This is a genomic window from Terrabacter koreensis, assembly GCF_054783315.1.
On the sequence record NZ_BAAGQU010000011.1, the window covers coordinates 197,192 to 223,833 of the forward strand.

A 26,642-nucleotide genomic window follows, 5' to 3' on the forward strand; every position below is an offset into this window, starting at 1 on the left:
TCACTTCCCCTTGCTGGTGGCGGATGCGGCAGCCTTCTTCGCTGCCGGGGTGCCGAGCTCGGCACCCATGACATCGGTGGCGGCGCTCTGGGCGGCGCGGGCCGGGTTGGTCTCGGTGACGCCGGGAGCCCTGGTGGCGGCGGCCTTCGCGGCCTTGACGGAGTCCTTGGCCGCCTTGACGACGGCCTCGGCCGTGAGGCCGAACTCGCGGTAGAGCGTCTGGAAGTCGGCGGAGGCGCCGAAGTGCTCGATGCTCACGACGCGGCCGGCGTCGCCGACGATGTCGTGCCAGCCCATGGAGACACCGGCCTCGACGCTGACGCGGGCGCGCACCGACGGCGGCAGCACCTTGTCCTGGTAGGAGCGCGACTGCTTCTCGAACCACTCGCGGCACGGCATCGAGACGACGCGCGCCGAGATCTTCGACTTCTCGAGCTTCTCGGCGGCCTGCACGGCGAGCTGCACCTCGGAGCCGGTGGCGACGATGACGACGTCGGGGTCGCCGGCGCGGGACTCCTCGACGAGCACGTAGGCGCCCTTGGCGACGCCGCTCACCTTGCCGTAGGCCGAGCGGTCCCAGGTGGGCACCGGCTGGCGCGTCAGGCAGAGGGCGGCCGGACCGTCGGTGCGGGAGAGGATCTGCGCCCAGGCGGCTGCTGTCTCGTTGGCGTCGGCGGGCCGGACGACGTCGAGCCCCGGGATGGCGCGCAGGGCGGCGAGGTGCTCGATCGGCTGGTGGGTCGGGCCGTCCTCGCCGAGGCCGATGGAGTCATGGGTCCACACGTAGGTGACGGGCGCCTGCTGGATCGAGGCGAGGCGCACCGCCGGACGCATGTAGTCGGAGAAGACGAGGAAGGTGCCGCCGTAGGGGCGGGTCAGGCCCTCGAGCGCGATCCCGTTGAGGATCATGCCCATTCCGTTCTCACGGATGCCGAAGTGCAGGGTGCGGCCGTAGGGGCCGCCCTTCCACTCGCGGGTCTGCTTGCCGCTGGGGATGAACGACGGCTGACCCTCCATCGTCGTGTTGTTCGACTCGGCGAGGTCGGCCGAGCCGCCCCACAGCTCGGGCATGACGTCGGCGAGGGCGCTCAGCACCTTGCCCGACGCGGCGCGGGTCGCGATGCCCTTGGCGTCGGCGGGGAAGGTCGGCAGGGCCTTGGCGAGGCCGGCGGGCGCCTTGCCGGAGACGACGCGGTCGAGCAGCTCGGCGCGGTCGGGGTTGGCCTTGCGCCACGCCTTGTACGCCTTGTCCCACTCGCGGTGGGCGGCCTTGCCACGCTTGACGACGTCGCGGGCGTGCTTGAGCACGGCCGGCTCGACGACGAAGCTCTTCTTGGGGTCGAAGCCGAGCAGCTCCTTGGTCGCGCCGATCTCGGCGTCACCGAGGGCCGAGCCGTGCGACTTGCCGGTGTTCTGCTTCGTGGGTGCCGGCCACGCGATGATCGTGTGGAGCACGACGAGGGTCGGCTTGTCGGTCACCTTCTCGCCGCTCTTGATCGCGGCGAGCAGGGCGTCGACGTCCTCGACGTAGGTGGCGCCGTCGGCGTCCTTGCGCCAGTCCACCTCGACGACGTGCCAGCCGTACGCCTCGAAGCGGGCGGCGACGTCCTCGCTGAACGCGATGTCGGTGTCGTCCTCGATGGAGATCTGGTTGGCGTCGTAGACGACCGTGAGGTTGTCGAGCTCCTGGTGGCCGGCGAGGGCGCACGCCTCGTGCGAGACGCCCTCCTGCATGTCGCCGTCGGAGGCGATGACGTAGACGTTGTGGTCGAACGGGCTGGTGCCGGCCTTGGCGTCGGGGTCGAAGAGCCCGCGCTGGCGGCGCTGCGCCATGGCCATGCCCACGGCCGACGCGAGACCCGAGCCCAGCGGACCGGTCGTGATCTCGACACCGGGGGTGTGGTGGACCTCGGGGTGACCCGGGGTGAGCGAGCCCCACGTGCGCAGCGACTTGAGGTCGTCGAGCGAGAGGCCGTAGCCCGAGAGGTAGAGCTGGATGTACTGCGTGAGGCTCGAGTGGCCGCACGAGAGCACGAAGCGGTCGCGGCCGAGCCACGTCGGGTCGGAGGGGTCGTGCGTCATGACGTTCTGGTAGAGCAGGTACGCGAGCGGGGCCAGCGACATGGCCGTGCCGGGGTGGCCGTTGCCGACCTTCTGCACCGCGTCCGCGGCCAGCAGGCGGGTTGTGTCGACGGCGCGGACGTCGAGGTCGCTCCACCCGGCCTTCTTCGCGGTGGGCAGCGGGAGCCCCGGGTCACGCTGTGCCAGCACGCCCTTCGCCTTCGTCGTCCGCGTGCTGCTGGATCGGGTGGGCTTCTTCGCCTTGGTGGCGGTGCTGGATGCAGCGGTGGGCACGGAACGGGTCTCCTTCGGGAAAACGTGGATCGCGTACGGTCCCGAGCCTAGTCCGTGCGTTGTGAGCGACGACACCTCGCCCGAGGGGCGGTACCGCCCTTGGGCGCGGTGGGGGACCGGGGCGTGTCGACCGGCTCCGGCGACGGTCTAGACTTGCGACGCAATGCTCACGTACCCGACGGGTCGGAGCGACGTACCAGCGGTGAGGATCTCAGTGACAACGGTGGACCCCCGCGCCGACCTGTCGGCGCTGCACGGTCCGGACGGCAGTGGGCTGAAGTTCCTCGTCGGACAGTACGTCTCGCTGATGAAGCCGCGGATCATCGAGCTGCTCCTCATCACCACCATCCCGGTGATGTTCCTCGCCGAGCAGGGCGTGCCCGATCTGTGGCTCGTCGTCGCCACGGTCGTGGGCGGCACGCTGTCGGCCGGCGCGGCCAACACGCTCAACTGCTACATCGACCGCGACATCGACGCGGTGATGCACCGCACGAGCCGGCGCCCCCTGGTGACGGGCACGGTCACCCCGCGCGGCGCGCTCGTGTTCGGCGTCGCCCTCACGGTCGTCTCGACGCTGTGGCTCGGCCTGCTCGTCAACTGGCTCAGTGCGTGGCTCGCGCTCGGTGCGCTTCTCTTCTACGTCTTCGGCTACACGCTGCTGCTCAAGCGGCGCACGGCCCAGAACATCGTCTGGGGCGGCGCGGCCGGCTGCATGCCGGTGCTCATCGGCTGGTCGGCGGTGACCGACTCGCTGAGCTGGTCGGCCTTCATCCTCTTCATGGTCATCTTCTTCTGGACGCCGCCGCACTACTGGCCGCTGTCCATGCGCTACAAGGACGACTACACGGCGGCGCACGTGCCGATGCTGCCGGTCGTCGAGCGCTTCGTCGTCGTGGCCAAGCAGGTCGTGGCGTACTCCTGGGCGATGGTGCTGACGTCGCTGGCGCTCATCCCCGTCCAGCAGGTCGGCTGGGTGTACGCCGTCGCGGCCGTCGTCTCGGGCGCGCTGTTCCTGGGTGAGGCGCACCGCCTGCTGTCGCGGGCCCGCGCGGGGGCGGCGGAGGACGTGCTCAAGCCGATGCGGCTGTTCCACTTCTCCATCACGTACCTGACGATCCTCTTCGTCGGCGTCGCCCTCGACCCCATCTGGCACCTCCCGCTCCCGTTCTTCTCCTGAGCTCAGAGCCTTAGCCAGACCGATTCCCGCGCCGAACGCGGTGTTTCGGTGGGGGCGGGCGGGGCGGGTCAGGTCGTGACGGGGGTGCCGCCCTCGAGGTAGAGGGTGCCGCCGGTGTGGCCGTGGAGCACCGTGAGCAGGCGCTCGTTGTAGGGCGCCACCCGCCCGGACCAGTCGCCCGGCGAGGTCCAGTGCAGGGCCCGGATCTCGCGGGCCTGCAGGTGCGCCCGCTCGACGACCGAGGAGTCGACGGTGCCGAGGTCGAACACGAACACCGTGGCGTCGGTCCAGCCGTGGAGGGCGGGGAGCCAGTTGACCGCCAGCAGCGCCCCGGCGCGCACCTCGAGGTCGAGCTCCTCGCGGACCTCGCGCACGACGCAGGCCGCGGGCGACTCGTGCCGGTCGACGACGCCGCCCGGCAGGTCCCACTCGCGCTTGTAGACGAGCTCGCAGAGCAGCAGCTCGCCGCCGGGCGAGCGCAGCACCCCCTGGGCGATCGCCCGCTTCGTCGGCAGGGTCGAGTCGAGCATCGCCGTGAAGCCGTCGCGCGTGTCGGGGTGCGCGTCGTCTCGGCGCCGTCCGAGCACGACGGTGTCCTGGCGTATGCCGCCCAGGGTCGCGTTGCCGCGCAGCAGGCCCTCGCGACGCAGCCCGGCCCGCAGCGCGGTGCGCAAGGAGGCGCGGTTCTCCGAGTTCACGTGGGCCTCGACCCGCTCGAGGTCGAGGGCGTCGAAGGCCCACTCGACGAGGACGCGCACGGCGCGCCAAGCGAGGCCCTGGCCACGGTAGGGCGCGTACACGGCCCACGAGAGGACTCCGACGCCCGGGTCGGCGACCCGCACGTCGACCGTGCCGGCGGCGCGTTCACGCCACTCGACGAGGAAGGTCGCCTTGCGGCGTTCGGTCCACTCGACGCCGGTCTGCGCTATCCAGTCGAGGTGCTGCTGCTCGGGCGGCACGACATCGGGGTTGTCGAACCAGCGTGCGATCTCGGCGTCGTGCAGGGCGCGGGTGGTGTCGCTGTCGTCGGGTGCCCACGGCCTCAGCACGAGGTCGCCGTCGCGCAGGGTGGGCTGGTCGGTCACGGACCCAGCCTAGGCAGCACGACCGCCGGACGGGTGCGTGGGCGACAGCCCGTCAGACCGGGTGGCGCCGAGTGGCGAGGACCCCGAACGTCAACGTGACGACGAGCAGGCTCGCGCCCAGCATGTGCACCAGCACGAGGAGCTCGGGCAGCTTGGTGAAGTACTGGACGTAGCCGATGACGCCCTGGGCGACGGTGACGACGAGCACCATGTCCCACGCGCGCTTCGCCTCGTCGGTCGTCGCCGTGATGCGCACCGCGACGAGGGTGGCGATGACGAGCCCGCAGAAGAGCATCACCGCGTCGGCGTGCATCCACGACACGAAGCGCGGGTCGAAGCCGGTGCGTGCGGGCCGGTCGGCGTCTCCGGAGTGCGGTCCCGAACCGGTCACGATCGTGCCCAGGAGGAGCACGACGGCCCCGACGGCGCTGGTGCCCAGGGCGAGCCTGCGGGCGAGCGGGTGGACGACGAGCTCGCCGGGACCGGACACGTCGTCGCGGGCGCCGCGCACGAGCGCGGTCGACAGGGCCACGAGCACCATCGAGAGCAGGAAGTGCCCCATGACCGTCCACGGGTTGAGCCCGGTGAGGACGGTGATGCCGCCGAGAACGGCCTGCGCCGGGATGCCGGCGAGCACGCCGATCGCCACGGCGTGCAGGCGTCGGCGCTGCGGCCACGTCGTGAGCACGACGTAGAGCGACACGAGCGCGAGGATGCCGACCACACCCGTGAGCGTGCGGTTCCCGAACTCCACGAGGTCGTGGTAGGCGCTCTCGGGGGTGCGCACCGGCGTGAAGGAGCCCGGCTGGCACTCGGGCCAGGTGCTGCAGCCCAGGCCGCTGCCGGTGAGGCGCACGATGCCGCCGGTGACGACGATGCCGACCTCGCCGACGAGGTTGGCCAGCAGGAGGGGCCGGACCCAGCGGGCGGGTGCGGCCGGCAGGCGGCCCGCGGCGCGCGCGAGGCGGCTCTCTCCGGGGGTGGGTTCGGCGCCCGTCAGGGTGGGGGTGGAGGACACCCCGCAAGGGTATGCCGCCGGGTCGGGAGCGCCGAATCCGCGGTCGGGGTGCCGGGCGGGCCCCCGGGTGCGGTCAGGCGAGCCCGTTCCAGACGACCGTGGAGCCCGCGTGGCCCGCGATGACGACCGTGACGACCGCGGCGATCGCCGACAGGACCACGAGCGTGCCGATGAGCATGTCGAAGGCGTGGCCCCGAGGAGCCTCCTCCTGCGGCGGCCGGGCGAACCAGAGCGCCACGAGCGTCAACGCCATGAAGAGGAGGCAGAAGAGACGGGCTCGGCTGCCCCACTCGGTGTGGGTGTTCAGCAGGTCGAAGTTCGTCGTGCTGGCGCGGGCCTGGGAGACCCGGCGCTGCAGTGCCTCGCCGCTCTCGGCGGCCACGAAGGCGGAGACCCCCGCGATCACGGCACCCGCCGCGGTGGGCCAGCGCAGCATCCGCCGCCAGGCGGGCCGCACGACGTAGGCGACGGCGCTCAGAGCGGCGAGCGGCACGAGCACCACGACGGCATGGATCACGAGGGCGTGCACGGGGAGACCGAGGATGATGTCGAACACGCCGCCTCCAGGCTCGTCGGGTCGTCGGACGGTCGACCCGCCCACGCTGCGGTCAGTCTGTCTGGTTCAGTCGTCGAAGCGGAACAGACGCGCCGCGAGCGCTGTCGACACCACTCCCCACCCGAGGACGACGATGAGGGCGAGAAGGTTCAGGTCGCCGTCGACGAGCGCCGAGCGCAGACCGTCACCGAGTCCCGCTGAGGGCAGGAACGCCACGACGTCGCCGAGGGTGGCCGGCAGCTCGGTGCGGGGCACGATGACCCCGCCCACGCCGAGCAGCAGCACCCAGACGAGGTTGGCGATCGCGAGCACGGCCTCGGCGCGCAGGGTGCCCGCGAGCAGGAGGGCGAGCGCGACGAAGGCCCACGTGCCGGCGACGACGAAGAGGACGGCATACGCGATGCCGGCGGCTGCCGGTCGCCATCCCAGCACGAGGCCGAGGACGGCGATCACGGCGAGCTGGACGACCTCGACCGCGAGAGTGGCGAGCACCTTGCCGGCGACGAGTCCGCCGCGACCGAGCGGGGTGACGCCGAGGTAGCGCAGCACCGCGTAGCGACGGTCGAAGCCCGTCGAGATCGCCTGCGCCGTGAAGGCGGCCGAGATGACGCACAGGGCGATGACGCCGGCGGTGGCGACGTCGACCCGTCGACCCGCGCCGAGCGATGGCGAGGCGGTGACGCTCAACCCGACGAGGGCGAGCGAGGGGAGCACGAGCGAGACGAGCAGCTGCTCCCCGTTGCGCAGCAGGCTGCCGAGCTCGAAGCCGGCCTGGGCGAGCACCCGTCGACGGGGCGCTGCCGCGCGAGAGGGGGTCGTGGTGGCGTCGGTTGTCACGCGGCTCCCTTGCGGGTGAGGCTGAAGTAGACGTCCTCGAGCGGCCGCCCGCCCGTCACGGAGTCGGGCGTGCCCTCGGCGACGGTGCGGCCGGCGTTCATGATGACGAGGTGGTCGGCGAGGCGCGCGGCCTCCTCGAACGAGTGCGTCGTGACGACGACGGTCGTGCCGGCGTCGCGCTGCTCGGCGACGAGGTCCCACACGTCGAGTCGACCGTGGGGGTCGAGGCCGGCCGCGGGCTCGTCCAGGAAGAGCACCTCCGGGCGGCCGAGGAGCGACGCGGCGAGCGCCAGCCGCTGCTTCTGGCCGCCGGAGAGCCGGCGCACGGTGGTGGACGCGAAGTCGGTGACCCCGAGGCGCTGGGCCACGGCCTCGACGTCGACGGGGTCGGCGTAGAGGCGCGACAGGTGGTGGAGCAGGCGCAGTGGTTTGGTGCCGTTGGGCAGGCCCCCGGACTGCAGCATCACGCCGACGCGGGCGCGGTGGTCGGCGTCGGCGAGCCACGGGTCGGTGCCGAGCACGCGGACCGTGCCGCGGTCGGGGCGGCCCAGTCCGACCGCGCACTCGATGGCGGTCGTCTTGCCCGCTCCGTTCGGACCGAGCACGGCCGTGATGCGGCCGGTGGGCGCCGTCCAGGTCAGGCCGTCGAGCGCCGTGACCCGACCGAACGCGCGGTGCAGGCCGGACAGTGTCACCGCGTCGGTCATGGCCCATGAGTCTAGGCTCGGTGCCGACGCCCCCCGTACCCGCCTCGACCCTGACGGAGACCCCACCCGTGAAGATCGACCCAGCCGCCAAGCCCTTCACCCTGATGGCGGCCGTGCCGACCGTGATCGCCGCGCTGGCCAGACGCCCGCGCACGACGGCCGCCCTCGGCCTGCTGACCGCGGGGGTGACCCTGTTCTTCCGCGACCCCGACCGCACGCCCGACCGCGCACCGGTCGCCGACCCCGACGTCATCCTCGCCCCGGCCGACGGCATCGTCATGCACGTCGGCGAGCCGCAGCCCGGCATCGCCCCGCCCGGCCAGTGGCAGCAGGTGAGCATCTTCCTGTCGCTGCTCGACGTGCACATGAACCGATCGCCCTACGGCGGCCGCGTGATCGACGTCACCCACACGCCCGGCCGGTTCCTCGCCGCCTACCGCGCCGAGAGCGCGACGAAGAACGAACGCAGTGAGATCATCGTCGAGCGCGTCGTCGCCGGCCGACCGCGCCGCATCATCTACCGACAGCTCGTCGGACAGCTCGCCCGCCGCATCGTCACCCGCATCGAGCCGGGCGACGAGATCGCGACGGGGGAGCGCATGGGACTGATGAAGTTCGGCTCGCGCATGGACGTGTTCGTGCCGCCGGAGGTGCAGCTCGAGGTCTCCAAGGGCAAGCGCGCCATCGGCGGGGAGACGGTGCTCGGGCGCTTCCCGGCCGCGGACCCGTCGTGAACGGCGATCCCGCGGGCGACGCGGCCCTCTCCGACGGCGCGGCCCTCTCCGACAGCGCGGAGCGCCCCCGTCGCCGTGACCGGGTGACCCGACGCATCCGCCTCGTCTCCGCCACCGGCGCCCGGGTCATCCCGCTCGAGCGGCTCAACCCGCGCGTGCGTGCGCGGGCGACGCTGCCCAGCCTCTTCACGCTCGGCAACATGCTCTGCGGGTTCTCTGCCGTGCTCTTGTCGTTCCAGGGGCACTTCCGGGCGGCGGCGGTGCTCGTCGGCGTCTCCATCGTGCTCGACATCTGCGACGGCGCCGTGGCCCGCGCCGTCGGCGCCATCACGCCGTTCGGGCTCCAGTTCGACTCGCTGGCCGACCTCATCTCGTTCGGCATCGCGCCGGCGGTGCTCGTCTACACGTGGGCGCTGCCGGCCCACCCGGTGTGGGCGTGGGCGGGTGCCATGTTCTGGCTGGCGTGCGCGGCCTACCGCCTGGCGCGGTTCAACGTCACCATCGACCCGCTCGCCGACAAGCGCTACTTCGTCGGTCTCGCAAGTCCCGGCGCGGCCGGTGTCGTCATCGCCACGGTGATGGCCATCGGCGAGCCGCTCTACGACTGGGCGCCGCTGCTGCCCATCGCGGCCGGCGTCGTCCCTGCCGCGCTGATGGCCTCGTCCTTCCGCTTCCGCTCGTTCCGCGACCTGCTGTCCCCGCGGCACCTGCGCATCTCCGTGCCGCTCGCGGTGGTCATCGTCATCGGCCTCGTCTTCGTGCCCGGCATCACGGGGATGGTGATCGCCTACGGCTACGTGCTCACCTGCCCGCTCGGCTGGCTCACGGCGCCGCTGCGCCGGCGGTGGTTCGGCCCCGGGGCCGTGGCCCCGCCGCGCACCCGCCTGCCGTCGGTGATCATGCCGCCGGAAGCCGACGAGGCCGACGAGGCCGACGACGACGACGATGACGACGCCTGCGACGACGAGATCGACGTCGACCACGACGACGACGACGAGGACGACGACGAGCGCCCGGCCGGTTAGGCGCACCTAACTGGAGTGCGGCGACCAATTACGTCACAATGGTGTGGTGTTTATCGGTGAGCACGCACCACGTGAGACGAAGGACGGCGACGACGGCCAGCACGTCACGCCGCTCGAGTCCCGCACGCGCTCCCGCGTCCTGCACATGGTCTCGGCCGACGGGCCGATCACGGCCGCCGAGCTCGGCCGTCACCTCGACCTGACACCCGCCGCCGTACGCCGTCACCTCGACGCGCTCGTCGAGCAGGGTGCCGTCGTGCCCCACGAGCCCACGAGTGGGCGGCGCGGGCGCGGACGCCCGGCGCGCGCGTACGTCGTCTCCGAGATCGGCCACGGCGCCCTCGAGGCCGACTACGACTCCCTCGCCGTCGAGGTGCTGCGCTACCTCGAGGCCAACGCGGGGGCCTCGGCCGTCACCGACTTCGCCCGCACGCGCGTGGCCGCGCTCGAGGAGCGGTATGCCGCCCGGCTGGCCGACGCCGGCGACGACCCGAGCGAGCGCACGGCCGTGCTCGTCGAGGCGCTGAGCGAGGACGGCTTCGCGGCCACGGCACGCCCCGTCGGGGCCGGGGGCCTGGCCGGCGTGCAGCTCTGCCAGGGACACTGCCCGGTGCAGCACGTCGCCACCGAGTTCCCTGCCTTCTGCGAGGCCGAGACCGACGCCTTCTCGCGCCTGCTCGGCGTTCACGTCCAGCGCCTCGCCACCCTCGCGGGCGGCCACCACGTCTGCACCACCTTCGTCCCGACCGGTGGGATCGCGCGGAAGAGCGCCGACCCCTCCGGTGTTGCCCCCAGCACGCCCCCACGAACCGACACGCTCACGCACGTCAAGGAAGGTTCCTCATGACCACCCACATCGAAGAGCTGAACCCCGGCCTCAAGGGCATCGGCACCTATGAGTACGGCTGGGCCGACAGCGACGTGGCGGGCTCCTCGGCTCGTCGCGGCCTCAATGAGGACGTCGTCAAGGACATCTCCGCGCGCAAGAGCGAGCCCGAGTGGATGACGAAGCTGCGCCTCAAGGGCCTGTCGCTCTTCGGCAAGAAGCCCATGCCGTCGTGGGGCTCCGACCTCACCGGCATCGACTTCCAGAACATCAAGTACTTCGTGAAGTCCACCGAGAAGCAGGCGGCGTCGTGGGACGACCTGCCCGAGGACATCAAGAACACCTACGACCGTCTCGGCATCCCCGAGGCCGAGAAGCAGCGCCTCGTCGCCGGCGTCGCCGCCCAGTACGAGTCCGAGGTCGTCTACCACCAGATCCGTGAGGACCTCGAGGAGAAGGGCGTCATCTTCCTCGACACCGACACCGCCCTCAAGGAGCACGAGGACATCTTCCGCGAGCACTTCGCGACGGTGATCCCGGCCGGCGACAACAAGTTCGCCGCGCTCAACACGGCCGTGTGGTCCGGTGGCTCGTTCATCTACGTGCCCAAGGGTGTCCACGTCGACATCCCGCTCCAGGCGTACTTCCGCATCAACACCGAGAACATGGGCCAGTTCGAGCGGACGCTGATCATCGCCGACGAGGACTCCTACGTGCACTACGTCGAGGGCTGCACGGCGCCGATCTACAAGTCGGACTCGCTGCACTCCGCGGTCGTCGAGATCATCGTCAAGAAGAACGCCCGGGTGCGCTACACGACCATCCAGAACTGGTCCAACAACGTCTACAACCTCGTCACCAAGCGCGCCACCTGCGAGGAGGGCGCGACGATGGAGTGGATCGACGGCAACATCGGCTCCAAGGTGACGATGAAGTACCCCGCCGTCTTCCTCATGGGCGAGCACGCCAAGGGCGAGACGCTGTCGATCGCCTTCGCCGGCGAGGGCCAGCACCAGGACACCGGCTCGAAGATGGTCCACGCCGCTCCCAACACGAAGAGCTCGATCATCAGCAAGTCGGTCGCCCGTGGTGGCGGTCGTGCGAGCTACCGCGGCCTCGTGCAGGTGCTCGAGGGCGCCTCGCACTCGGCCTCGACGGTGCGCTGCGACGCGCTGCTCGTCGACACGATCAGCCGCTCCGACACCTACCCCTACGTCGACATCCGCGAGGACGACGTCTCCATGGGCCACGAGGCCACGGTCTCGAAGGTGTCCGAGGACCAGCTCTTCTACCTGATGTCGCGCGGCATGGCCGAGGACGAGGCCATGGCGATGATCGTGCGCGGCTTCATCGAGCCGATCGCGCGCGAGCTGCCGATGGAGTACGCCCTCGAGCTGAACCGCCTCATCGAGCTGCAGATGGAAGGAGCCGTCGGCTGATGAGCCTTCTGGCTGACACGACCACTGACAGCACCGAGACCACCGCAACCCCCGACACCCAGCAGAGCGAGACCACGGTGCCCGACGCCGCCCCGACCGCCACCATCCCCGGTGCCTCCGCGCACACCGACTCGGCCGCCGCCTTCGTGCCCGACCAGTCGCGCGCCGAGCGCACCGCGTCGTTCGACGTCGCCGACTTCCCGCTGCCCACGGGCCGCGAGGAGGACTGGCGCTTCACGCCGGTGAAGAAGCTCGGCGGGCTGCTCGCCGAGGGCGTCACCGGTTCGGTCGACGTCACGACCCGCCTCCCCGAGGGCGTCACGACCTCGGCCATCAGCGCGGCCGACGCCCAGGGGCTCGGCATCCTGCCCCCGCAGGACCGTGCTGCCGTGGTCGCCGGTGCGGCTGCCGACGGCGCGCTGCTGCTCGACATCCCGGCCGAGGCCGAGCTCGACGAGCCGGTCCGCATCTCGCTCGTCGGCCAAGGCGGCGAGCCCGCCCACGGCCACCTCGTCGTGCGCGCCGGCCGCTTCTCCAAGGCGACCGTCGTCGTCGAGCACACCGGCACCGGGCACTACTCGCAGCTGCTGTCGGTCGTGACCGGCGACGGCTCCGACCTCACCGTCGTGTCCGTGCAGCGCTGGGCCGACGACGCCCACCACCTCGCGCAGCACGACGCGCTCGTGGGTCGCGACGCCCGCTACAAGCACCTGTCGGTGACGCTCGGCGGCGAGATCGTGCGCGTCAACGCGAACGTGCGCTACGCCGGCCCCGGCGGCGACGCGACGCTTCTCGGCGTCTACTTCGCCGACGCGGGCCAGCACCTCGAGCACCGCTCGTACATCGACCACAACGCCGCCCACTGCAAGAGCCGCGTCACCTACAAGGGCGCCCTCCAGGGTGAGACGGCCCGAACGGTCTGGGTCGGCGACGTGCTGATCCGCGCCGAGGCCGAGGGCACTGACACCTACGAGCTCAACCGCAACCTGATCCTCACCGACGGGGCCCGGGCCGACTCGGTGCCCAACCTCGAGATCGAGACCGGTGAGATCCAGGGGGCCGGGCACGCCTCCGCCACAGGGCGTTTCGACGACCTGCAGCTCTTCTACCTGCAGTCGCGCGGCATCAGCGAGGACGAGGCGAAGCGCCTCGTCGTGCGCGGCTTCTTCGCCGACATCATCCGGGAGATCCCGCTCGCCGACCTGCGCGACGAGGTCACCGCCGCCATCGAGGAGGAGCTGGCCACGACGGCCTACGCGGCTCCCACCCAGCAGACCCCCAGCCTCACGAACAAGGAGAACTGACCCAGATGAGCACGCTCGAGATCAAGGGACTGACGGTCTCGGTCGAGACCGAGGACGGCCCCAAGGAGATCCTGCGCGGGGTCGACCTCACCGTGAAGTCGGGAGAGACCCACGCGATCATGGGCCCCAACGGCTCCGGCAAGTCGACGCTGGCCTACAGCATCGCCGGCCACCCCAAGTACACCGTCACCGGCGGCACCGTGACGCTCGACAGCGAGGACGTCCTCGCGATGAGCGTCGACGAGCGCGCCCGCGCCGGGCTCTTCCTCGCGATGCAGTACCCCGTCGAGGTCCCCGGTGTGACGGTGAGCAACTTCCTGCGCACCGCCAAGACGGCCGTCGACGGCGAGGCCCCGAAGCTGCGCACCTGGGTCAAGGACGTCAAGGAGGCCATGGGCAACCTGCGCATGGACCCCGCGTTCGCCGAGCGCAACGTCAACGAGGGCTTCTCCGGTGGCGAGAAGAAGCGCCACGAGATCCTCCAGATGGAGCTGCTCAAGCCCAAGGTGGCCGTCCTCGACGAGACCGACTCGGGTCTCGACGTCGACGCGCTCAAGATCGTGTCCGAGGGCGTCAACCGTGCCAAGGACGCCAGCGACCTCGGCGTCCTGCTCATCACGCACTACACGCGCATCCTGCGCTACATCAAGCCCGACTTCGTGCACGTCTTCGTCGACGGCAAGATCGTCGAGGAGGGTGGCCCCGAGCTGGCCGACCGCCTCGAGGACGAGGGCTACGACCGCTACCTCGCTGCCGCGCCCGCGGCGGCCGTGGAGGCCTGAGCCGCATGACGCAGGTCCTGCCGTTCACGGACGGGGAGCTCGCCGCGATCCGCGGCGACCTCCCCATCCTCGCGCGGACCGTGCGCGACGGCAGGCCGCTCGTCTACCTCGACTCGGGGGCGACGTCGCACAAGCCGGCGCCGGTCCTCGACGCCGAGCGCGCCTTCTACGAGCAGCACAACGCGGCGGTCCACCGTGGCGCGCACCAGCTCGCCGAGGAGGCCACCGACGACTTCGAGGCGGCCCGGGCGACCATCGCGTCGTTCATCGGAGCGCCGGCCGACGAGGTCGTCTTCACGAAGAACGCGACCGAGGCGCTCAACCTCGTCGCGTACGCCTTCTCGAACGCCGCGCCCACCGACGAGCCCAAGGACGACCGCTTCGTCCTGGGGCCGGGTGACGAGGTGCTCGTCACGGAGATGGAGCACCACGCCAACCTCGTGCCGTGGCAGGAGCTCTGCCGGCGCACGGGTGCGAGCCTGCGCTGGGTGCCGGTGGGTGGCGACGGGGCGCTCGACCTGTCGGGCCTCGACGACCTGCTCACCGAGCGCACCAAGGTCTTCGCGTTCACGCACGTGTCCAACGTGCTCGGCACCGTCAACCCCGTCACCGAGCTCGCGCAGCGTGCGCACGCCGTCGGGGCGCTCGTCGTTGTCGACGCGTGCCAGTCGGTGCCGCACCTCGCGGTCGACGTGGCGACGCTCGGCGCCGACTTCATCGCCTTCAGCGGCCACAAGATGTACGGCCCGATGGGCGTCGGCGTGCTCTGGGGTCGGGCCGAGCTGCTCGACGTCATGCCCCCGTTCCTCACGGGCGGCTCGATGATCGAGCTCGTCACCATGGAGCGCTCGACCTACGCCCCGGCGCCCCAGAAGTTCGAGGCAGGCGTCCCCAACGCCGCTCAGGCGGTGGGCCTCGCGGCCGCCGTCCGGTGGGTCGAGGGTCTCGGCATCGACCGCATCCACGCCCACGAGGCGACCCTCGTCGACCTGCTCCAGCGCGGTCTGGCCGAGCGCCCCTGGGTCCGTGTCGTCGGCCCCCCGGTCGGCGAGCCCCGCGGTGGCGCCGTCGCGTTCGTCGTCGACGGCGTGCACGCCCACGACGTCGGCCAGGTGCTCGACGACGCCGGCGTGGCCGTACGCGTGGGCCACCACTGCGCGTGGCCCCTGCACCGCGCGCTCGGGGCCACCGCCACGACCCGCGCCTCGTTCGCGGTCCACAACACGGTCGCCGACGTCGAGGTGCTGCTCGCGGCCCTCGACCGGGTTCCTGCGATCTTCGGCATCGACGTGTCCGACACCGAGCCCGACGCTGACCTCGATGTCAGGCAGGGCGCGCGCGCCCTGCGCGGCGAGCACGAGAGCAGGAAGGAGGCCAGCTGATGGATCTCTACCAGGAGCTGATCCTCGAGCACTCGAAGCGTCCCCACCACACCGGCCTGCGTGAGCCGTTCGACGCCGAGGTGCACCACATCAACCCGACCTGCGGCGACGAGGTCACCCTCCGCGTCGACGTCACGGGCACCGGTCCCGACGCGGTCGTGACCGACGTCTCCTACCAGGCGCAGGGCTGCTCGATCTCGGTCGCGAGCTCGTCCGTGCTCGCCGAGCAGGTCATCGGTCACCGTGTCTCCGAGGCGCTCGAGACGTTCGAGGCGATGAAGGCCATGCTCACGTCCAAGGGCACGGTCGCCGGCGACGAGGACCTCATCGGCGACGGCGTCGCCTTCGCGGGCGTCTCGAAGTACCCGGCTCGCGTCAAGTGCGCGCTGCTCGGCTGGACCGCGTTCACCGACGCCTTGGCCCGCGCCGGCGTCGACATCTCGACGTCCACCAACACGAGTTCTACCTCCCCCCAAGGAGTTTCGTCATGACCCAGACAGTCCCCGCGTCCACCCCGCCCAACGTGGCCGATGTCGAGGAGGCCATGCGCGACGTCGTCGACCCCGAGCTCGGCATCAACGTCGTCGACCTCGGCCTCGTCTACGGCATCACCGTCGACGCGCAGTCCCACGCCGTCATCGACATGACGCTCACGTCTGCGGCCTGCCCGCTCACCGACGTCATCGAGGACCAGACGGCCCAGGCACTCGAGGGGCTCGTCGCCACGCACCGCATCAACTGGGTGTGGATGCCGCCGTGGGGCCCCGACAAGATCACCGAGGACGGCCGCGAGCAGCTGCGCGCACTCGGCTTCAACCTCTGATCGCCGACACCTCCGGCTCGTGACGCGCGTCATCGAGGTCGACCCCGACCGGTTCGACCGGTGGATGGCCGGCTTCGCCGAGCGCCACGGGCCCTACGACGCCGCCGAGGAGACCACTCCCGGCGGCGTCGTCGTGTCTGCACGCGCCGCTGACGGGTCGACCGTCGTGGCCACGCCGTTCGTCCACGACCCGCTGGGCGTCGTGCTGGTGAGACGCGGCGGGTATGCCGTCGCCCTGGCCCACGACGGCGTCCTCGTCACCTCGAAGGTCGGCAGCCGGCACGTCCAGTCGCGCACGGCCGCCGGCGGCTGGTCGCAGCAGCGTTTCGCCCGGCGTCGCGGCAAGCAGGCCGACGAGCTCGTCGACGCCGTCGTCGCGCACGCGCGGAGGGTGCTGCTCGGGGACGACGAGTCGCCGCCCGCGGGCGCGGACGGCATACCTCGTGGGCTCGTCGTCGGGGGAGACCGGGCGCTCGTGCGCGAGGTCGTCGGTGCGCACGCCCTCCGGGCCCTCGCGGGTCTGCCGGTGCGCGAGCTCTACGACCTGCCAGACCCGAGGCGCGACGTCCTCGAGAGCGCCCTCCGACGCGGCCGTGCCGTGCGGATCGAGCTCACCGAGACCCCCTGAGAGGGTCAGCTGACGGTGTCGACGCCGAAGGTGTTGCACTGGTTGATGTCGCCGGTCTGCCAGCCCTGCGTGAACCAGTTCATGCGCGCCTCGGCCGAGCCGTGCGTCCAGTTCTCGGGAGTGACGCGGCCCTGCATCTTCTCCTGGATGCGGTCGTCGCCGACGGCCGACGCCGCGGAGAGCGCCGACTGGATGTCCTGCTCGGTGATGGCCTTGAGCAGCGGCGTGCCGCTCGCGTCGGTCGTCTCGGTGGCGTGCTTGACCCAGGTGCCGGCTAGGCAGTCGGCCATCAGCTCGACCCGCACGGCGCCGGAGTTGGGGCCCTGGGGGTCCTGCTGGGCCCGGTTGAGCAGGCCGAGCAGGTTCTGGATGTGGTGGCCGTACTCGTGCGCGATGACGTACTCCTTGGCGAGCTGGCCGCCGTCGGCGCCGAACTTGCTCTCCAGCTCCTGGAAGAAGCTCGCGTCGACATAGACCTTGGAGTCGAGCGGGCAGTAGAAGGGACCGACCTGGGAGTTCGCGACACCGCAGCCCGACCGCGTCTGGCCCTGGTAGATCACCGTCTTCACCGGCTCGTAGTTCATCTGGTACTTGGGCAGCGTCTTCTGCCAGTAGTCCTGGACGCTGTTGACCGTGGCGACGATGAGGCACACGTCGTTCTTGTTGGCGTCGGCGCCGGTCTTGCACTGGGAGAACTCGCCCTGGTTCACCTGGCCGGCCGCCGCTACCTGGCTGCTGTCGAGCTGCTGGGAGGGGAGGCCGCCGGCCGAGCCGCCGGAGTCACCGCCGCCGAGGATCTTGCCGCCGCCGAAGATCAGCATGAGGACGAGCAGGATGAGTCCGCCGATGCCGCCTCCGACCTGGATGCCGCCGGGGAAGCCGCCGCCCCCGCCACCGCCGCCCCCGAAGCCGCCGCTCCCGCCGCTCTCGACCTGCGAGGTGTCGAGCTGGGCGTTGTCGTTGAAGCTCATGTCACCGCTCCTCGGGATCGGGACCGGGTGCTCCCCGGTCCGGTCGAGATCACCCTAGTGCGCGGTGTCTCTGATTCACGCTGTGCTGCACGGGGGTCGTACCCGCTGCGCCCGCTCGCGGTGCGCCGTGCCGGCCGCGGAGGTCGTGCCGACCGCGAGAGCCGTTCGGCCAGGGCCACCGTGGCGTCGACGAGGGCTGGTGAACCCTGCACCTCGAAGTCGAGCGGCGTGACGGCGAGCTGGCGGGCGTACCAGTCGGGGCTGTCGGTCGTGGCTCGCAGCAGCACCCCGCCCTCGGCGGCCTCGAGGTGGCCCAGACTGCGCGGCACCCAGCGGGCGGTGTCGTCGAACGTCTCGCGGAAGAGCACCTCGACGGGGTGGCGCCACCCCTGCGAGAGGTGCTCCTCGAGCGCGCGGAGGGCGTCGAGGTCGGGCGGTGGGGTGAAGGCCTGCGAGGTCGTGAAGACCGACGTGATGCGGTCGACGCGCAGGGCCCGGACAGCCTGGCGCGTGTGCGAGTAGCCGAGGAGGTACCACCGGCTGTGGCGCAGCACCACGGCCCACGGGTCGACCTCCATGGGCCGTTCGGTCTCGGGGCCGAGGCGGTAGGTGAGGTGGACGCGTCGGGCCTTCGTGCAGGCCTCGACGAGCTGGCCCGTGACCGCCGCGTCGACCCGGCGGGTCTCCTCCGGGGGCGGACCGGGGTCACGCCGCACGGCCCGCAGCGGTTCGGCGACGGGGCGGGGGAGCACGCGCAGGATCTTCGACAGGGCGGCTCCGACGAGCTCGGTCGGGTCGGCGGCGTCCCGATGGCCTTCGAGCACAGCCTGGACCAGCCCCAGGGCCTCGGCGGCCGAGAACATGAGCGGCGGCAGGCGCAGCCCCCGGCCGACCCGGTAGCCGCCGCTCGGTCCCGTGGCCGACTCGATCGGGAGCTCGGCCTCGCGGAGGATGGCGACGTACCGACGGGCTGCCCGCTCGGTCACGCCGAGCAGCTCCCCGAGGCGCTGCGCCGTGATGCCGGGGGAGTCCTGGATCGCCTCCAGGGCGAGCAGGGCCCGGGCGGTCGGGCTCGTGTCGTGCCGCATGTCGTGTCCTCGTTCCGGACGATTCCCGTCCGGGACGACGCTACCCCGGCGTGGTGCGGCTCCCGGGCCGTGCGCCCTCACGGGCCACGGCTGCCTGCAGCGCTTGCGCAACTCTTGCGAAAAGCCTGCGGACAACTAGCAAGAACCGGACAATTCGGAGGGTCGTCGTCCTAGTGTCCGGAGTCATCACATGGTCCCCTCGCCCCGCACCCGCCGTCCTCGCCGCGCCATCGGTCGCGTCGCCGGCTCGCTGCTCGTCGCCGTCGGCGTGGCGGCAGCGGCCCTGGCGATCGCGCCGGATGCCGCCGCGGCGTCGAAGACACGGACGACCCCGAGTGGGAGCGCCACGGTGACCGCCACGCCGGCCGACACGCGCGCCATGTGGGTGTGGGACACGAGCTCGCCCGCGGCGACGGTCGACCTGGCCGTGAGCGCCGGCATCGACCAGCTCTTCGTGGCGGTCCCGCCGAACCTCACGACGTCGAGCCAGCTGTCCGCCATCAAGACCCTCGCCGACCGCGCGAAGGCGGCGGGTATCCGGGTCGACGCCTTGGGCGGAGACCCCGGCTGGGTCGACAACCCCAGCTGGGTGGTCACCTACTGGCTCAAGCCGGCCAGGAACTCGGGGCTCTTCACGGGCATCCACGTCGACGTCGAGCCGTACTCGACCCCGGCCTGGACAACGGACCAGCCGGCCGTGGTGTCGAAGTACCTCACGCTGCTCGACAAGCTCAAGGCCAACGCCGGCACCAGCCCCATCGAGGCCGACATCCCCTTCTGGTTCAACACCGTTCCTGCCACCGCGAGCGGCGGCGCCTCGTCGAGCCTCGACCGCGAGATCATGAAGCGCACGGCCGGGGTGACGGTCATGTCGTACCGCAACACCGCCACCGGCCCCGACGGCACGCTCGACATCGCGACCGCCGCGCTCACCGCGGGGGTCGCGCTCGGCAAGCCCGTGCGCCTCGGCCAGGAGACGACCTACCTCGGCGACACCGCGGTCGACAGGAAGCAGACCTTCTACGGCTGGACCCGCACCGACATGGAGACCCAGCTGGCCCAGGTGAACGCCGGCGCGGCGGGCTACTCCTCCTACGCCGGGCTCGCGATCCACAGTGCCGCCGGGTATGCCGCCATGACCCCCTGACGCGGGAGGTCAGGGCGCGACCTCGCTCGCCACAAAACCACCTGCACCGTCGGTGCCTCGTGGGGTTGGATCGTGTCGGCGACCCCCGAGGAGGTCGCCGGTCCCTCGTCCCGCGACCACGAGAGCAGCGTGACCGACGATGAAGAGCTACCCGCCCCTCGGCGTGCGCGTCAGCACCCCGACCCTCGAGCTGCGTGGCGCCACCGACGAGCTGCTCGACGAGCTCGCAGAGGTCGTGCGCTCGGGCCGGACCCACGCCGAGCCGCCGCCGTACGACGACCCGATGTCGTTCTACGAGAAGGACCCCGACGTGCGTGTGGCGAAATGGCTCCGAGCCATCTGGCGGGGACGCGGACGGGTCGAGCCGGAGGCCTGGCGGCTCTACCTGGTCGTCATGGTCGACGGCCGGCCGGTGGGGGAGCAGACCCTCAGCGGGGTCGACTTCGCGACGTTCGGCACCGTCACGACCTTCTCGTGGCTGTCGTCCGACCTGCGCGGCCGGGGCTTGGGCCGGGAGATGCGCGAGGCGGTGCTCCACCTCGCGTTCGACGGGCTGGGGGCGAAGGAGGCGTCCAGCGACGCCTTCGTCGACAACGAGGGCTCCAACGCCGTCTCGCGCGGTCTCGGCTACGCGCCGAACGGCTCGGAGTGGGCGACGAGACAGGGGCGGCCCGCCCTGCTCAACCGCTGGCGCCTCACGCGAGACGTCTGGGAGCAGCACCGTCGGGACGACATCGAGCTGCACGGGGTCGAGCCCTGTCGGGCCCTGCTGCCGCTGACCTGACGTCCCCGGCGCGGCCTGATCGACAGCGCCGGTCGACACCACCGGTGGACACCGCGGCCGTATGCCGTCGCGCTGGCTGCGTCAGGCCCAGAAGTCCGCGAGTCGCTGGGCGAGCTCGAGCCCCTGGGCGTGGCCACCCCGCGCAGCCTGCGGTCGCGTCGACGGGTCGAGGGCGTTCGCGCCGAAGACGTCACCGGACCGGTCGTCGGGGAACACGGTCTCCACGACGCTGCCGCCGTCGCGTAGCTCGGCGACCTGGGTCGCGAGGTCCATGCCCCAGCCGGACGGCATACGGGAGCGTCCGCTGAACGGTGACAGCACGAGCACACGGCTGAATCCCATTGCCAGGTCGGCGTTCTCGCTGCGGCGGTAGCCGCCGTTGAGATAGCGGTGCTGGCCGATGGCGTAGGGCGTCATCGCCGACGTGCTGGCCGCGACCGCGTCGACGAGCTCGACGCCGCTGTGCCGGTCGAACACGACGGGCTCGCCCGTCCGGGCGTCGACGGCGACGATGCGGATGTCCTGGGAGGGCCACTCGTGGCTCGGCAGGCGCGAGGCGACGATGTCGCGCCAGCGCGACGGGGAGGGGCCGGCAGCGGCGGCCAGCTCGAGGGCCGCGGCACCGAGGCGGCGGCGCAGGTCGGCCGGGTCGGAGGCCGACGCGATGATCGCGTCGGACCACTCGAGGTAGTCCGGTCCCGAGACGGCCGCACCGCGACGCGGCCCCGGTGCACCAGCGCGCCGCTCTGCGTGGTGCGACGGCGGGAGATCTGCCGCGGCAGCGGTGTACAGCTCGGTGAGTGGGGTGCCGCTCGTGATCTGGGCGGCCACGGTCGAGCCCGCCGACGTGCCGATGACGATCTCGGCTCGGGTGACGTCGACGCCCCCGTCGGCCAGTCCCGCGACGAGCCCGAGCTCCCAGGCGTTGCCGGCGGCTCCGGCACCTGCGAGGACCAGGGCCCGCTGATTCCTGTCGTCGGCGCTGGGCGGCTGCTCGGCGGTCACGGCCGGCGGCTCCTCAGGAGACGACGACCGCGTCGGGCGTCGTGGTCGTGAGCCGCATCCGCACCGTCACCTCGTCACCGACATGGGGCGGTGCGACGCCCTCGGGCAGCGAGAGCAGGCTGCACTGCATGTGTGGCGGCTCGGCGAAGCGGGGCATGAGGCCCGAGACGGTGAACGGCGAGCGCACCCGGTGGGCCGCCTCGAGCACGCCCTCGGCGACGGCGATGGCCCGCGAGCGCGGAGTCGCGGCCGACGAGGGGCTCTCCATCGCCACGCCGTGCGACGTGCCGCCGCTGACGACGACGACGTGCCCGGCCGGCAGCGAACGCTGGCGGTAGCCGACGCGGGTGCCCTTCTCGACGGGGCGGACGTCGAGCACGTGCGCCCGCACCTCGTAGGACCCCTTGTCGGAGTACCAGAGGTCGGTGCCGATGCGAGGCCGGAACTCGTGCTCGGGGTAGCGGGCGGCCAGGGTCGCGAGCTCGGTGGTGGAGACGTGGGAGACGAACCACGACCGCACGCCGGGCACGGCCGCGATGAAGCGCGTGATCTCGTCGACGTGGCCCGTGCCGAGCGGGAGATGCAGCGTGACGCCGATGGCGTCGGCGGCGCCGGCGAGCTCGGCGACCTCGGCCGCAGGCGTGCCGAAGCGGTTCATGGACGTCAGGCCCTCGACGACGACGCGCGCGTCGGGCGTCGCCCCGCGCAGGTGCTCGAGGTCGGCGTGGGACGTCACCGTGTGCACGGCGCGCCGGTTGTCGAGGTCGGGCACGTCGCCGTGGATGGCGGCGCGGTAGGGCTCCATGACGAGCACGTCGCCGCCGTAGGCCGCGAGCGCCTCGGGCAGCTCGGCGTAGGTGCCGACCGCCACCATCGCGACGCCGAGCCGGGACGCCTCGGCGCACAGCAGGTCCCGTCCGAAGCCGTAGCCGTTGCCCTTGATCACGGGCACGAGGCCGGGACGGTCGGCGACGAACTGGTCGTGGCCGGCTCGCCAGCGCTCACCGTCGACGTGCAGCACGAAGGACACGAGGAATCACCGCCGCTTCATGTAGAGGTCGAATGCCTTGTACAGCAAGCGGTTCAGCGGCAGGTCCCACTCGCCTGCGAGCCGCACCGCCTCTCCGCCCGTGCCCACCTTGAAGCGGATGAGCCCGATGTGCGGGTTGGTCTCGTCGACCGTGTTGGTGATGCCGCGCAGGTCGTAGACCGTGGCGCCGGCGGCGATCGAGTCCTGCATCATGCGCCACTGGATGGCCGTCGAGCCCTGCAGCTCCCGCTTGGCCGCGGTCGAGGCGCCGTAGGAGTACCAGGCGTGCTCGCCGACCCGGATGAAGACCGTCGCGGCGAGCACGTCACCGTCGTGCTCGGCGAGGTAGACGCGGATGCGGTCGGGGTCCTCGGCGGACAGGGCGGCATACATCTGCTCGAAGTACGGCAGCCCCCGCGGCGTGAACCGGTCGCGCTCGGCCGTCTCGACGTAGGTGCGGTGGAAGGCCGGCAGGTCGGACGCGTCGCCGACGCGCACGGTGACGCCGTTCTTGACGGTCTTCTTGATGTTGCGCCGCCACAGCTGGTTCATGCCGGCGAGCACCTCAGCCTCGGACCGGCCCGCGAGCGGCACCTGGAAGACGTACTCCGGTTGCCCGGCGGCGAAGCCGTCCTCGGGGGAGAGGTGGCGGAAGCCGAGGCGCCGCAGCTCGGCGACGACGGCCGTGCCGACCGGCTCGACGACGTCGGGCTTCGCCTCGTCGTAGCGCCGCACCGCCGGGTCGCCGATCGCGGCCTTGATCGTCGCGGCGCGCCAGCGGTGCGTCGGCACCGGCGGCCCGAGCCGCAGCGCGAACGCGCCCTTGGCCTTGAGGTGGTCGCGCAGGGCGCGCAGCAGCTCGACGAGCCGGGGCGACGACCAGTCGATGCAGGGACCCTCGGGCACGTAGGCGAGCGAACGACCGATCTTCGGCAGCGAGCGGTGCAGCACGAGCGCCGCACCGACCATCTGCTCGCCCTCGAACCAGCCGACCGACTCGGAGCGCCACTCCTTCTTCACGTCGGCCCAGGCCGGCGTCTGCAGGAAGCTCGCCGACGGCTGGGTGCGCAGCCACGCGAGGTGCTCGGCTGCGGTGATGTCACGGACGGTGATGGGCGCGCTCACGGTCGCTCACGCTACCCGAGGGCGAGCCCGCCACCGACACGCCTCGCCTGCTCCGGACGGGGCCACACGGCATACGCAACGGGATTGCGTGTGCCGGGTGGCTCAGCCCCAGCCCATGGTGCGCGGGTCGGGAGGCAGGCGCGGGTTGAGCAGGTGCGCGACGAGCGCGGTCCAGCCCGTCTGGTGGGTGGCGCCGAGGCCCTCGCCGGTGTCGCCGTCGAAGTACTCGGAGAACGTCGGGTGGTCGGACCACAGCGGGTCGGGGCTCGACTCGATGCGCTTGCCGTCGGAGGGCCGGCGCCCGTCGACGGGGCGGAAGAGGGCGGTGAGGCCACCGTCGATGACGTCGGCCGCCTGGTCGAGCGTGCACCAGTTGCCCGACCCGGTCGGCACCTCGATGGTGAAGCTCTCGCCGAAGTAGCGGCCGTAGGTGCGCAGCTTGTCGGCGAGCAGCACGTTGACGGGGAACCACACCGGCCCGCGCCAGTTCGAGTTGCCGCCGAACATGCCGGTGCGCGACTCGCCCGGCTCGTACTCGATCGAGACGGTCTCGTTGCCGACGCGCGCCGTCACCGCCTGCCGTTGCGCGGCCGACAGCGAGCGGATCCCGAACGGGGACAGGAACTCCTCGCTGTCGAACATGCGCTGGAGGATGCGCCGCAGCCGCTTCGGCGGCACGAGGGTGAGCAGCATCTTGCCGTCCGCGCGGGCGAGCAGCGGCCTGACGAGCTCGGGACGGCGCTCCTGCAGCCACGTGAAGCGGCTCGTCACGTCGGGGCACTCCTCGACGACCCACGACGGGATCTCGGTCGCACCGAGGATGGGCAGCAGGCCGACCATCGAGCGCACGCGCATGTGCGGCGCGCTGCCGTCGGGCTGCACGAGCACGTCGTAGTAGAAGCCGTCCTCCTCGTGCCACAGGCTCTTGTCGCTCGAGCCGAAGTGGCGCATCGCCTGGGCGATCGCGAGGAAGTGCTCGAGGAACTTCGTCGCGACGTCGTCCCACGCCTTGTCGGTGCGCGCGAGCTCGAGGGCGATCTTCAGCATCTGCTGGCAGTAGAAGGCCATCCAGCTCGTCGCGTCGGACTGCTCGAGCCGGAAGCCGGGCGGCAGCGGAGCGGACCGGTTGAACAGGCCGATGTTGTCCATGCCGAGGAAGCCGCCCTCGAAGAGGTTGCTGCCGTTCGCGTCCTTGCGGTTGACCCACCAGGCGAAGTTGAGCAGCAGCTTGGTGAAGACGCGCACGAGGAACTCGCGGTCGCGGTAGCCGTCGATGCGGTAGACGTGCCAGGCCGCCCACGCGTGCACCGGCGGGTTGACGTCGCCGAACTCCCACTCGTACGCCGGCAGCTGGCCGTTGGGCGCCATCGCCCACTCGCGGCACATGAGCAGCAGCTGCTCCTTGGCGAACTCGGGGTCGACGTGGGCGAGCGGCAGGCAGTGGAAGGCGAGGTCCCAGGCCGCGAACCACGGGTACTCCCACTCGTCGGGCATCGAGATGACGTCGGCGAGGGCGAGGTGGCGCCAGTGCTCGTTGCGTCCCTTCTTGCGCGACTCGGGGGCGCGGTGGCCGACGGGGTCGCCGTCGAGCCACTGGCGTACGTCGTAGCGGTAGAGCTGCTTGCCCCAGAGCAGGCCGGCGTACGCACGCCGGGCGACGTGGCGGTCCTCGGCCCCGAGGGACGGGTCGATGACGTGCTCGTAGAACTCGTCGGCCTCATAGGCCCGCGTCGCGAGCTGCTGCTCGAAGTCGTCGCCGAACCACGACAGCGCCGGGTCGCCGGTCGCGAGGCGCAGGTCGACGGTGACGGTCTCGCCGGGCTCGACGGCGTCGAAGCGGTACCAGAACGAGCACTTGCTGCCGTAGCCGCCCGGGTTCGTGGCCTTGGTGCGGCCGTGCACGACCCGCTGGTTGATCGCGTCCTTCGGGTAGAGCGAGTGGTTCGCCGGGGCCGCGTCGCCGAAGAGGTGCTTGGCGTTGGTCTCGTTGTCGCAGAAGAGCGTCGTCGGCGAGCCCGACGCGGCGAGCACGTAGCGGCCGAGGAAGCCGTGCGTCACCTCCGCGGCACGGTAGCCGCGCGGCGGACGGCCGTTGCGGCGGATCTCGTGCAGCTCGGTGACGCGGTCGTCGACGCCCCACGACCACGTGTTGCGCAGCCAGATCGTCGGCAGCACGTGCAGCGGTGCCGTCTCGGGGCCGTGGTTGGTCGCGGTGATCCGGATGCAGATGTCGTCGGGGCCGGCCTTCGCGTACGTCATGAGGACGTCGAAGAACTCGTTGTCGTCGAGGATGCCGGTGTCGCCGAGCTCGTACTCCCGCTCGTGTCGGCTGCGCTCGCGGTTCTCGCGCCGCAGCTGCTCGTAGGGGAACTCGGCATGCGGGTAGCGGTAGAGCCACTGCATCCACGAGTGGGTCGGCGTGCCGTCGAGGGCCCACCAGTACTCCTTGGCGTCCTCGCCGTGGTTGCCCTCCTCGTTGGTCAGCCCGAAGAGGCGCTCCTTGAGGATCGGGTCTTTGCCGTTCCACAGGGCGACGGAGAAGTTGAGGAAGCCGAACCGGTCGCTGATGCCGCCGAGGCCGTCCTCGCCCCAGCGGTAGGCCCGCGAGACCGCCTGGTCGAAGGGGAACTCCGACCAGGCGTTGCCGCCGGCGGAGTAGTCCTCGCGCACCGTGCCCCACTGGCGGCCGGAGAGGTAGGGACCCCAGAGGCGCCACGGCGCGTCGTGGCCGGGGGAGTCGGCGAGCCGCACGTGCTCGGGGCTCGGGGGCTCGTCCGGGTGGAGCGGGCTGATCATCCGCACATGGTGACGCAT

General features: G+C 71.6%; 25 protein-coding genes. 13 read left to right on the plus strand and 12 right to left on the minus strand.

Features of this window, described 5'->3' with window-relative positions; translation table 11 throughout:
- Complete coding sequence (gene tkt, locus ACYVNR_RS18645; protein WP_461050063.1) at positions 1-2,355, minus strand: transketolase; 2,355 nt, start codon at positions 2,353-2,355, stop codon at positions 1-3.
- A 202-nt stretch (positions 2,356-2,557) separates the two neighbouring features.
- Here tkt and ACYVNR_RS18650 point away from each other — a divergent pair, with 202 nt between their 5' ends.
- Positions 2,558-3,532, plus strand: a complete 975-nt coding sequence (locus tag ACYVNR_RS18650) for a heme o synthase (protein WP_458799802.1) — start codon at positions 2,558-2,560, stop codon at positions 3,530-3,532.
- Positions 3,533-3,600: 68 nt separating this feature from the next.
- Here the strand turns inward: ACYVNR_RS18650 and ACYVNR_RS18655 are convergent, their stop codons facing one another.
- The 5 genes from ACYVNR_RS18655 to ACYVNR_RS18675 all read right to left on the minus strand — a co-directional run bounded on the left by ACYVNR_RS18655 (position 3,601) and on the right by ACYVNR_RS18675 (position 7,735).
- Entirely contained in the window at positions 3,601-4,617 is a 1,017-nt protein-coding gene (locus tag ACYVNR_RS18655; RefSeq protein ID WP_461050066.1) for an NUDIX hydrolase, read from the minus strand.
- Positions 4,618-4,669: 52 nt separating this feature from the next.
- Positions 4,670-5,635, minus strand: coding sequence for a COX15/CtaA family protein (locus ACYVNR_RS18660; protein WP_458799803.1), 966 nt, complete (start codon positions 5,633-5,635; stop codon positions 4,670-4,672).
- Between the two features lie 73 nt (positions 5,636-5,708).
- Entirely contained in the window at positions 5,709-6,191 is a 483-nt protein-coding gene (locus ACYVNR_RS18665; RefSeq protein ID WP_045192466.1) for a DUF2231 domain-containing protein, read from the minus strand.
- Positions 6,192-6,257: 66 nt separating this feature from the next.
- On the minus strand, positions 6,258-7,028 hold the full coding sequence (locus tag ACYVNR_RS18670; RefSeq protein WP_461050069.1) for an ABC transporter permease: 771 nt from the start codon (positions 7,026-7,028) through the stop codon (positions 6,258-6,260).
- Positions 7,025-7,735 (minus strand): ABC transporter ATP-binding protein, encoded by a 711-nt coding sequence (locus tag ACYVNR_RS18675; protein WP_045192370.1) that lies wholly within the window; start codon positions 7,733-7,735, stop codon positions 7,025-7,027. Before ACYVNR_RS18675 ends, ACYVNR_RS18670 begins: the two co-directional genes overlap by 4 nt.
- Positions 7,736-7,803: 68 nt before the next feature.
- On the opposite strand from ACYVNR_RS18675, the gene ACYVNR_RS18680 reads away from it, so the two are divergent.
- From ACYVNR_RS18680 to ACYVNR_RS18725, 10 genes are read left to right on the plus strand one after another with little or no spacing between them, the layout of a single operon-like run.
- Entirely contained in the window at positions 7,804-8,469 is a 666-nt protein-coding gene (locus ACYVNR_RS18680) for a phosphatidylserine decarboxylase (RefSeq protein WP_045192371.1), read from the plus strand.
- Positions 8,466-9,494, plus strand: a complete 1,029-nt coding sequence (locus ACYVNR_RS18685; protein ID WP_461050072.1) for a CDP-alcohol phosphatidyltransferase family protein — start codon at positions 8,466-8,468, stop codon at positions 9,492-9,494. Before ACYVNR_RS18680 ends, ACYVNR_RS18685 begins: the two co-directional genes overlap by 4 nt.
- 46 nt (positions 9,495-9,540) lie before the next feature.
- Complete coding sequence (locus tag ACYVNR_RS18690; protein WP_458799808.1) at positions 9,541-10,341, plus strand: helix-turn-helix transcriptional regulator; 801 nt, start codon at positions 9,541-9,543, stop codon at positions 10,339-10,341.
- Entirely contained in the window at positions 10,338-11,759 is a 1,422-nt protein-coding gene (sufB, locus tag ACYVNR_RS18695) for a Fe-S cluster assembly protein SufB (RefSeq protein ID WP_045192373.1), read from the plus strand. The genes ACYVNR_RS18690 and sufB overlap by 4 nt, the downstream gene beginning before the upstream one ends.
- Entirely contained in the window at positions 11,759-13,063 is a 1,305-nt protein-coding gene (gene sufD, locus ACYVNR_RS18700; protein ID WP_461050075.1) for a Fe-S cluster assembly protein SufD, read from the plus strand. The genes sufB and sufD overlap by 1 nt, the downstream gene beginning before the upstream one ends.
- A 5-nt stretch (positions 13,064-13,068) precedes the next feature.
- Complete coding sequence (sufC, locus tag ACYVNR_RS18705) at positions 13,069-13,845, plus strand: Fe-S cluster assembly ATPase SufC (protein ID WP_461050077.1); 777 nt, start codon at positions 13,069-13,071, stop codon at positions 13,843-13,845.
- A gap of 5 nt (positions 13,846-13,850) precedes the next feature.
- Positions 13,851-15,227: a SufS family cysteine desulfurase gene (locus tag ACYVNR_RS18710; protein WP_461050079.1), complete on the plus strand. Its 1,377-nt coding sequence runs from the start codon at positions 13,851-13,853 to the stop codon at positions 15,225-15,227.
- Positions 15,227-15,718, plus strand: coding sequence for a Fe-S cluster assembly sulfur transfer protein SufU (gene sufU / locus ACYVNR_RS18715; RefSeq protein ID WP_461050081.1), 492 nt, complete (start codon positions 15,227-15,229; stop codon positions 15,716-15,718). Before ACYVNR_RS18710 ends, sufU begins: the two co-directional genes overlap by 1 nt.
- Entirely contained in the window at positions 15,715-16,050 is a 336-nt protein-coding gene (locus ACYVNR_RS18720; protein ID WP_045192377.1) for a metal-sulfur cluster assembly factor, read from the plus strand. Before sufU ends, ACYVNR_RS18720 begins: the two co-directional genes overlap by 4 nt.
- 19 nt (positions 16,051-16,069) lie before the next feature.
- On the plus strand, positions 16,070-16,678 hold the full coding sequence (locus ACYVNR_RS18725; RefSeq protein ID WP_461050084.1) for an acVLRF1 family peptidyl-tRNA hydrolase: 609 nt from the start codon (positions 16,070-16,072) through the stop codon (positions 16,676-16,678).
- A 5-nt stretch (positions 16,679-16,683) separates the two neighbouring features.
- On the opposite strand, the gene ypfJ is transcribed toward ACYVNR_RS18725, so the two are convergent.
- Together ypfJ and ACYVNR_RS18735 are read right to left on the minus strand one after the other, a co-directional pair.
- Positions 16,684-17,649, minus strand: a complete 966-nt coding sequence (gene ypfJ, locus ACYVNR_RS18730; protein ID WP_458799818.1) for a KPN_02809 family neutral zinc metallopeptidase — start codon at positions 17,647-17,649, stop codon at positions 16,684-16,686.
- Entirely contained in the window at positions 17,646-18,737 is a 1,092-nt protein-coding gene (locus ACYVNR_RS18735; RefSeq protein ID WP_461050086.1) for a helix-turn-helix transcriptional regulator, read from the minus strand. The genes ypfJ and ACYVNR_RS18735 overlap by 4 nt, the downstream gene beginning before the upstream one ends.
- Before the next feature lie 190 nt (positions 18,738-18,927).
- Between ACYVNR_RS18735 and ACYVNR_RS18740 the strand changes: the two genes are divergently transcribed.
- A complete protein-coding gene (locus ACYVNR_RS18740) occupies positions 18,928-19,884 on the plus strand; it encodes a hypothetical protein (protein WP_045192379.1) in 957 nt (318 codons plus the stop codon).
- A gap of 139 nt (positions 19,885-20,023) precedes the next feature.
- Positions 20,024-20,668: a GNAT family N-acetyltransferase gene (locus tag ACYVNR_RS18745; protein ID WP_461050088.1), complete on the plus strand. Its 645-nt coding sequence runs from the start codon at positions 20,024-20,026 to the stop codon at positions 20,666-20,668.
- An 81-nt stretch (positions 20,669-20,749) separates the two neighbouring features.
- On the opposite strand, the gene ACYVNR_RS18750 is transcribed toward ACYVNR_RS18745, so the two are convergent.
- The 4 genes from ACYVNR_RS18750 to ACYVNR_RS18765 all read right to left on the minus strand — a co-directional run bounded on the left by ACYVNR_RS18750 (position 20,750) and on the right by ACYVNR_RS18765 (position 26,624).
- Complete coding sequence (locus ACYVNR_RS18750) at positions 20,750-21,673, minus strand: patatin-like phospholipase family protein (protein ID WP_461050090.1); 924 nt, start codon at positions 21,671-21,673, stop codon at positions 20,750-20,752.
- 13 nt (positions 21,674-21,686) lie between these two features.
- The gene (locus tag ACYVNR_RS18755) at positions 21,687-22,703 is read right to left on the minus strand and encodes an alanine racemase (RefSeq protein WP_461050092.1); all 1,017 of its coding nucleotides are present in this window, start codon (positions 22,701-22,703) and stop codon (positions 21,687-21,689) included.
- Positions 22,704-22,709: 6 nt separating this feature from the next.
- A complete protein-coding gene (locus ACYVNR_RS18760) occupies positions 22,710-23,828 on the minus strand; it encodes a lipid II:glycine glycyltransferase FemX (RefSeq protein WP_461050094.1) in 1,119 nt (372 codons plus the stop codon).
- A gap of 102 nt (positions 23,829-23,930) precedes the next feature.
- Positions 23,931-26,624 (minus strand): MGH1-like glycoside hydrolase domain-containing protein, encoded by a 2,694-nt coding sequence (locus tag ACYVNR_RS18765; RefSeq protein WP_461050096.1) that lies wholly within the window; start codon positions 26,622-26,624, stop codon positions 23,931-23,933.
- Positions 26,625-26,642 lie beyond the last annotated feature (18 nt).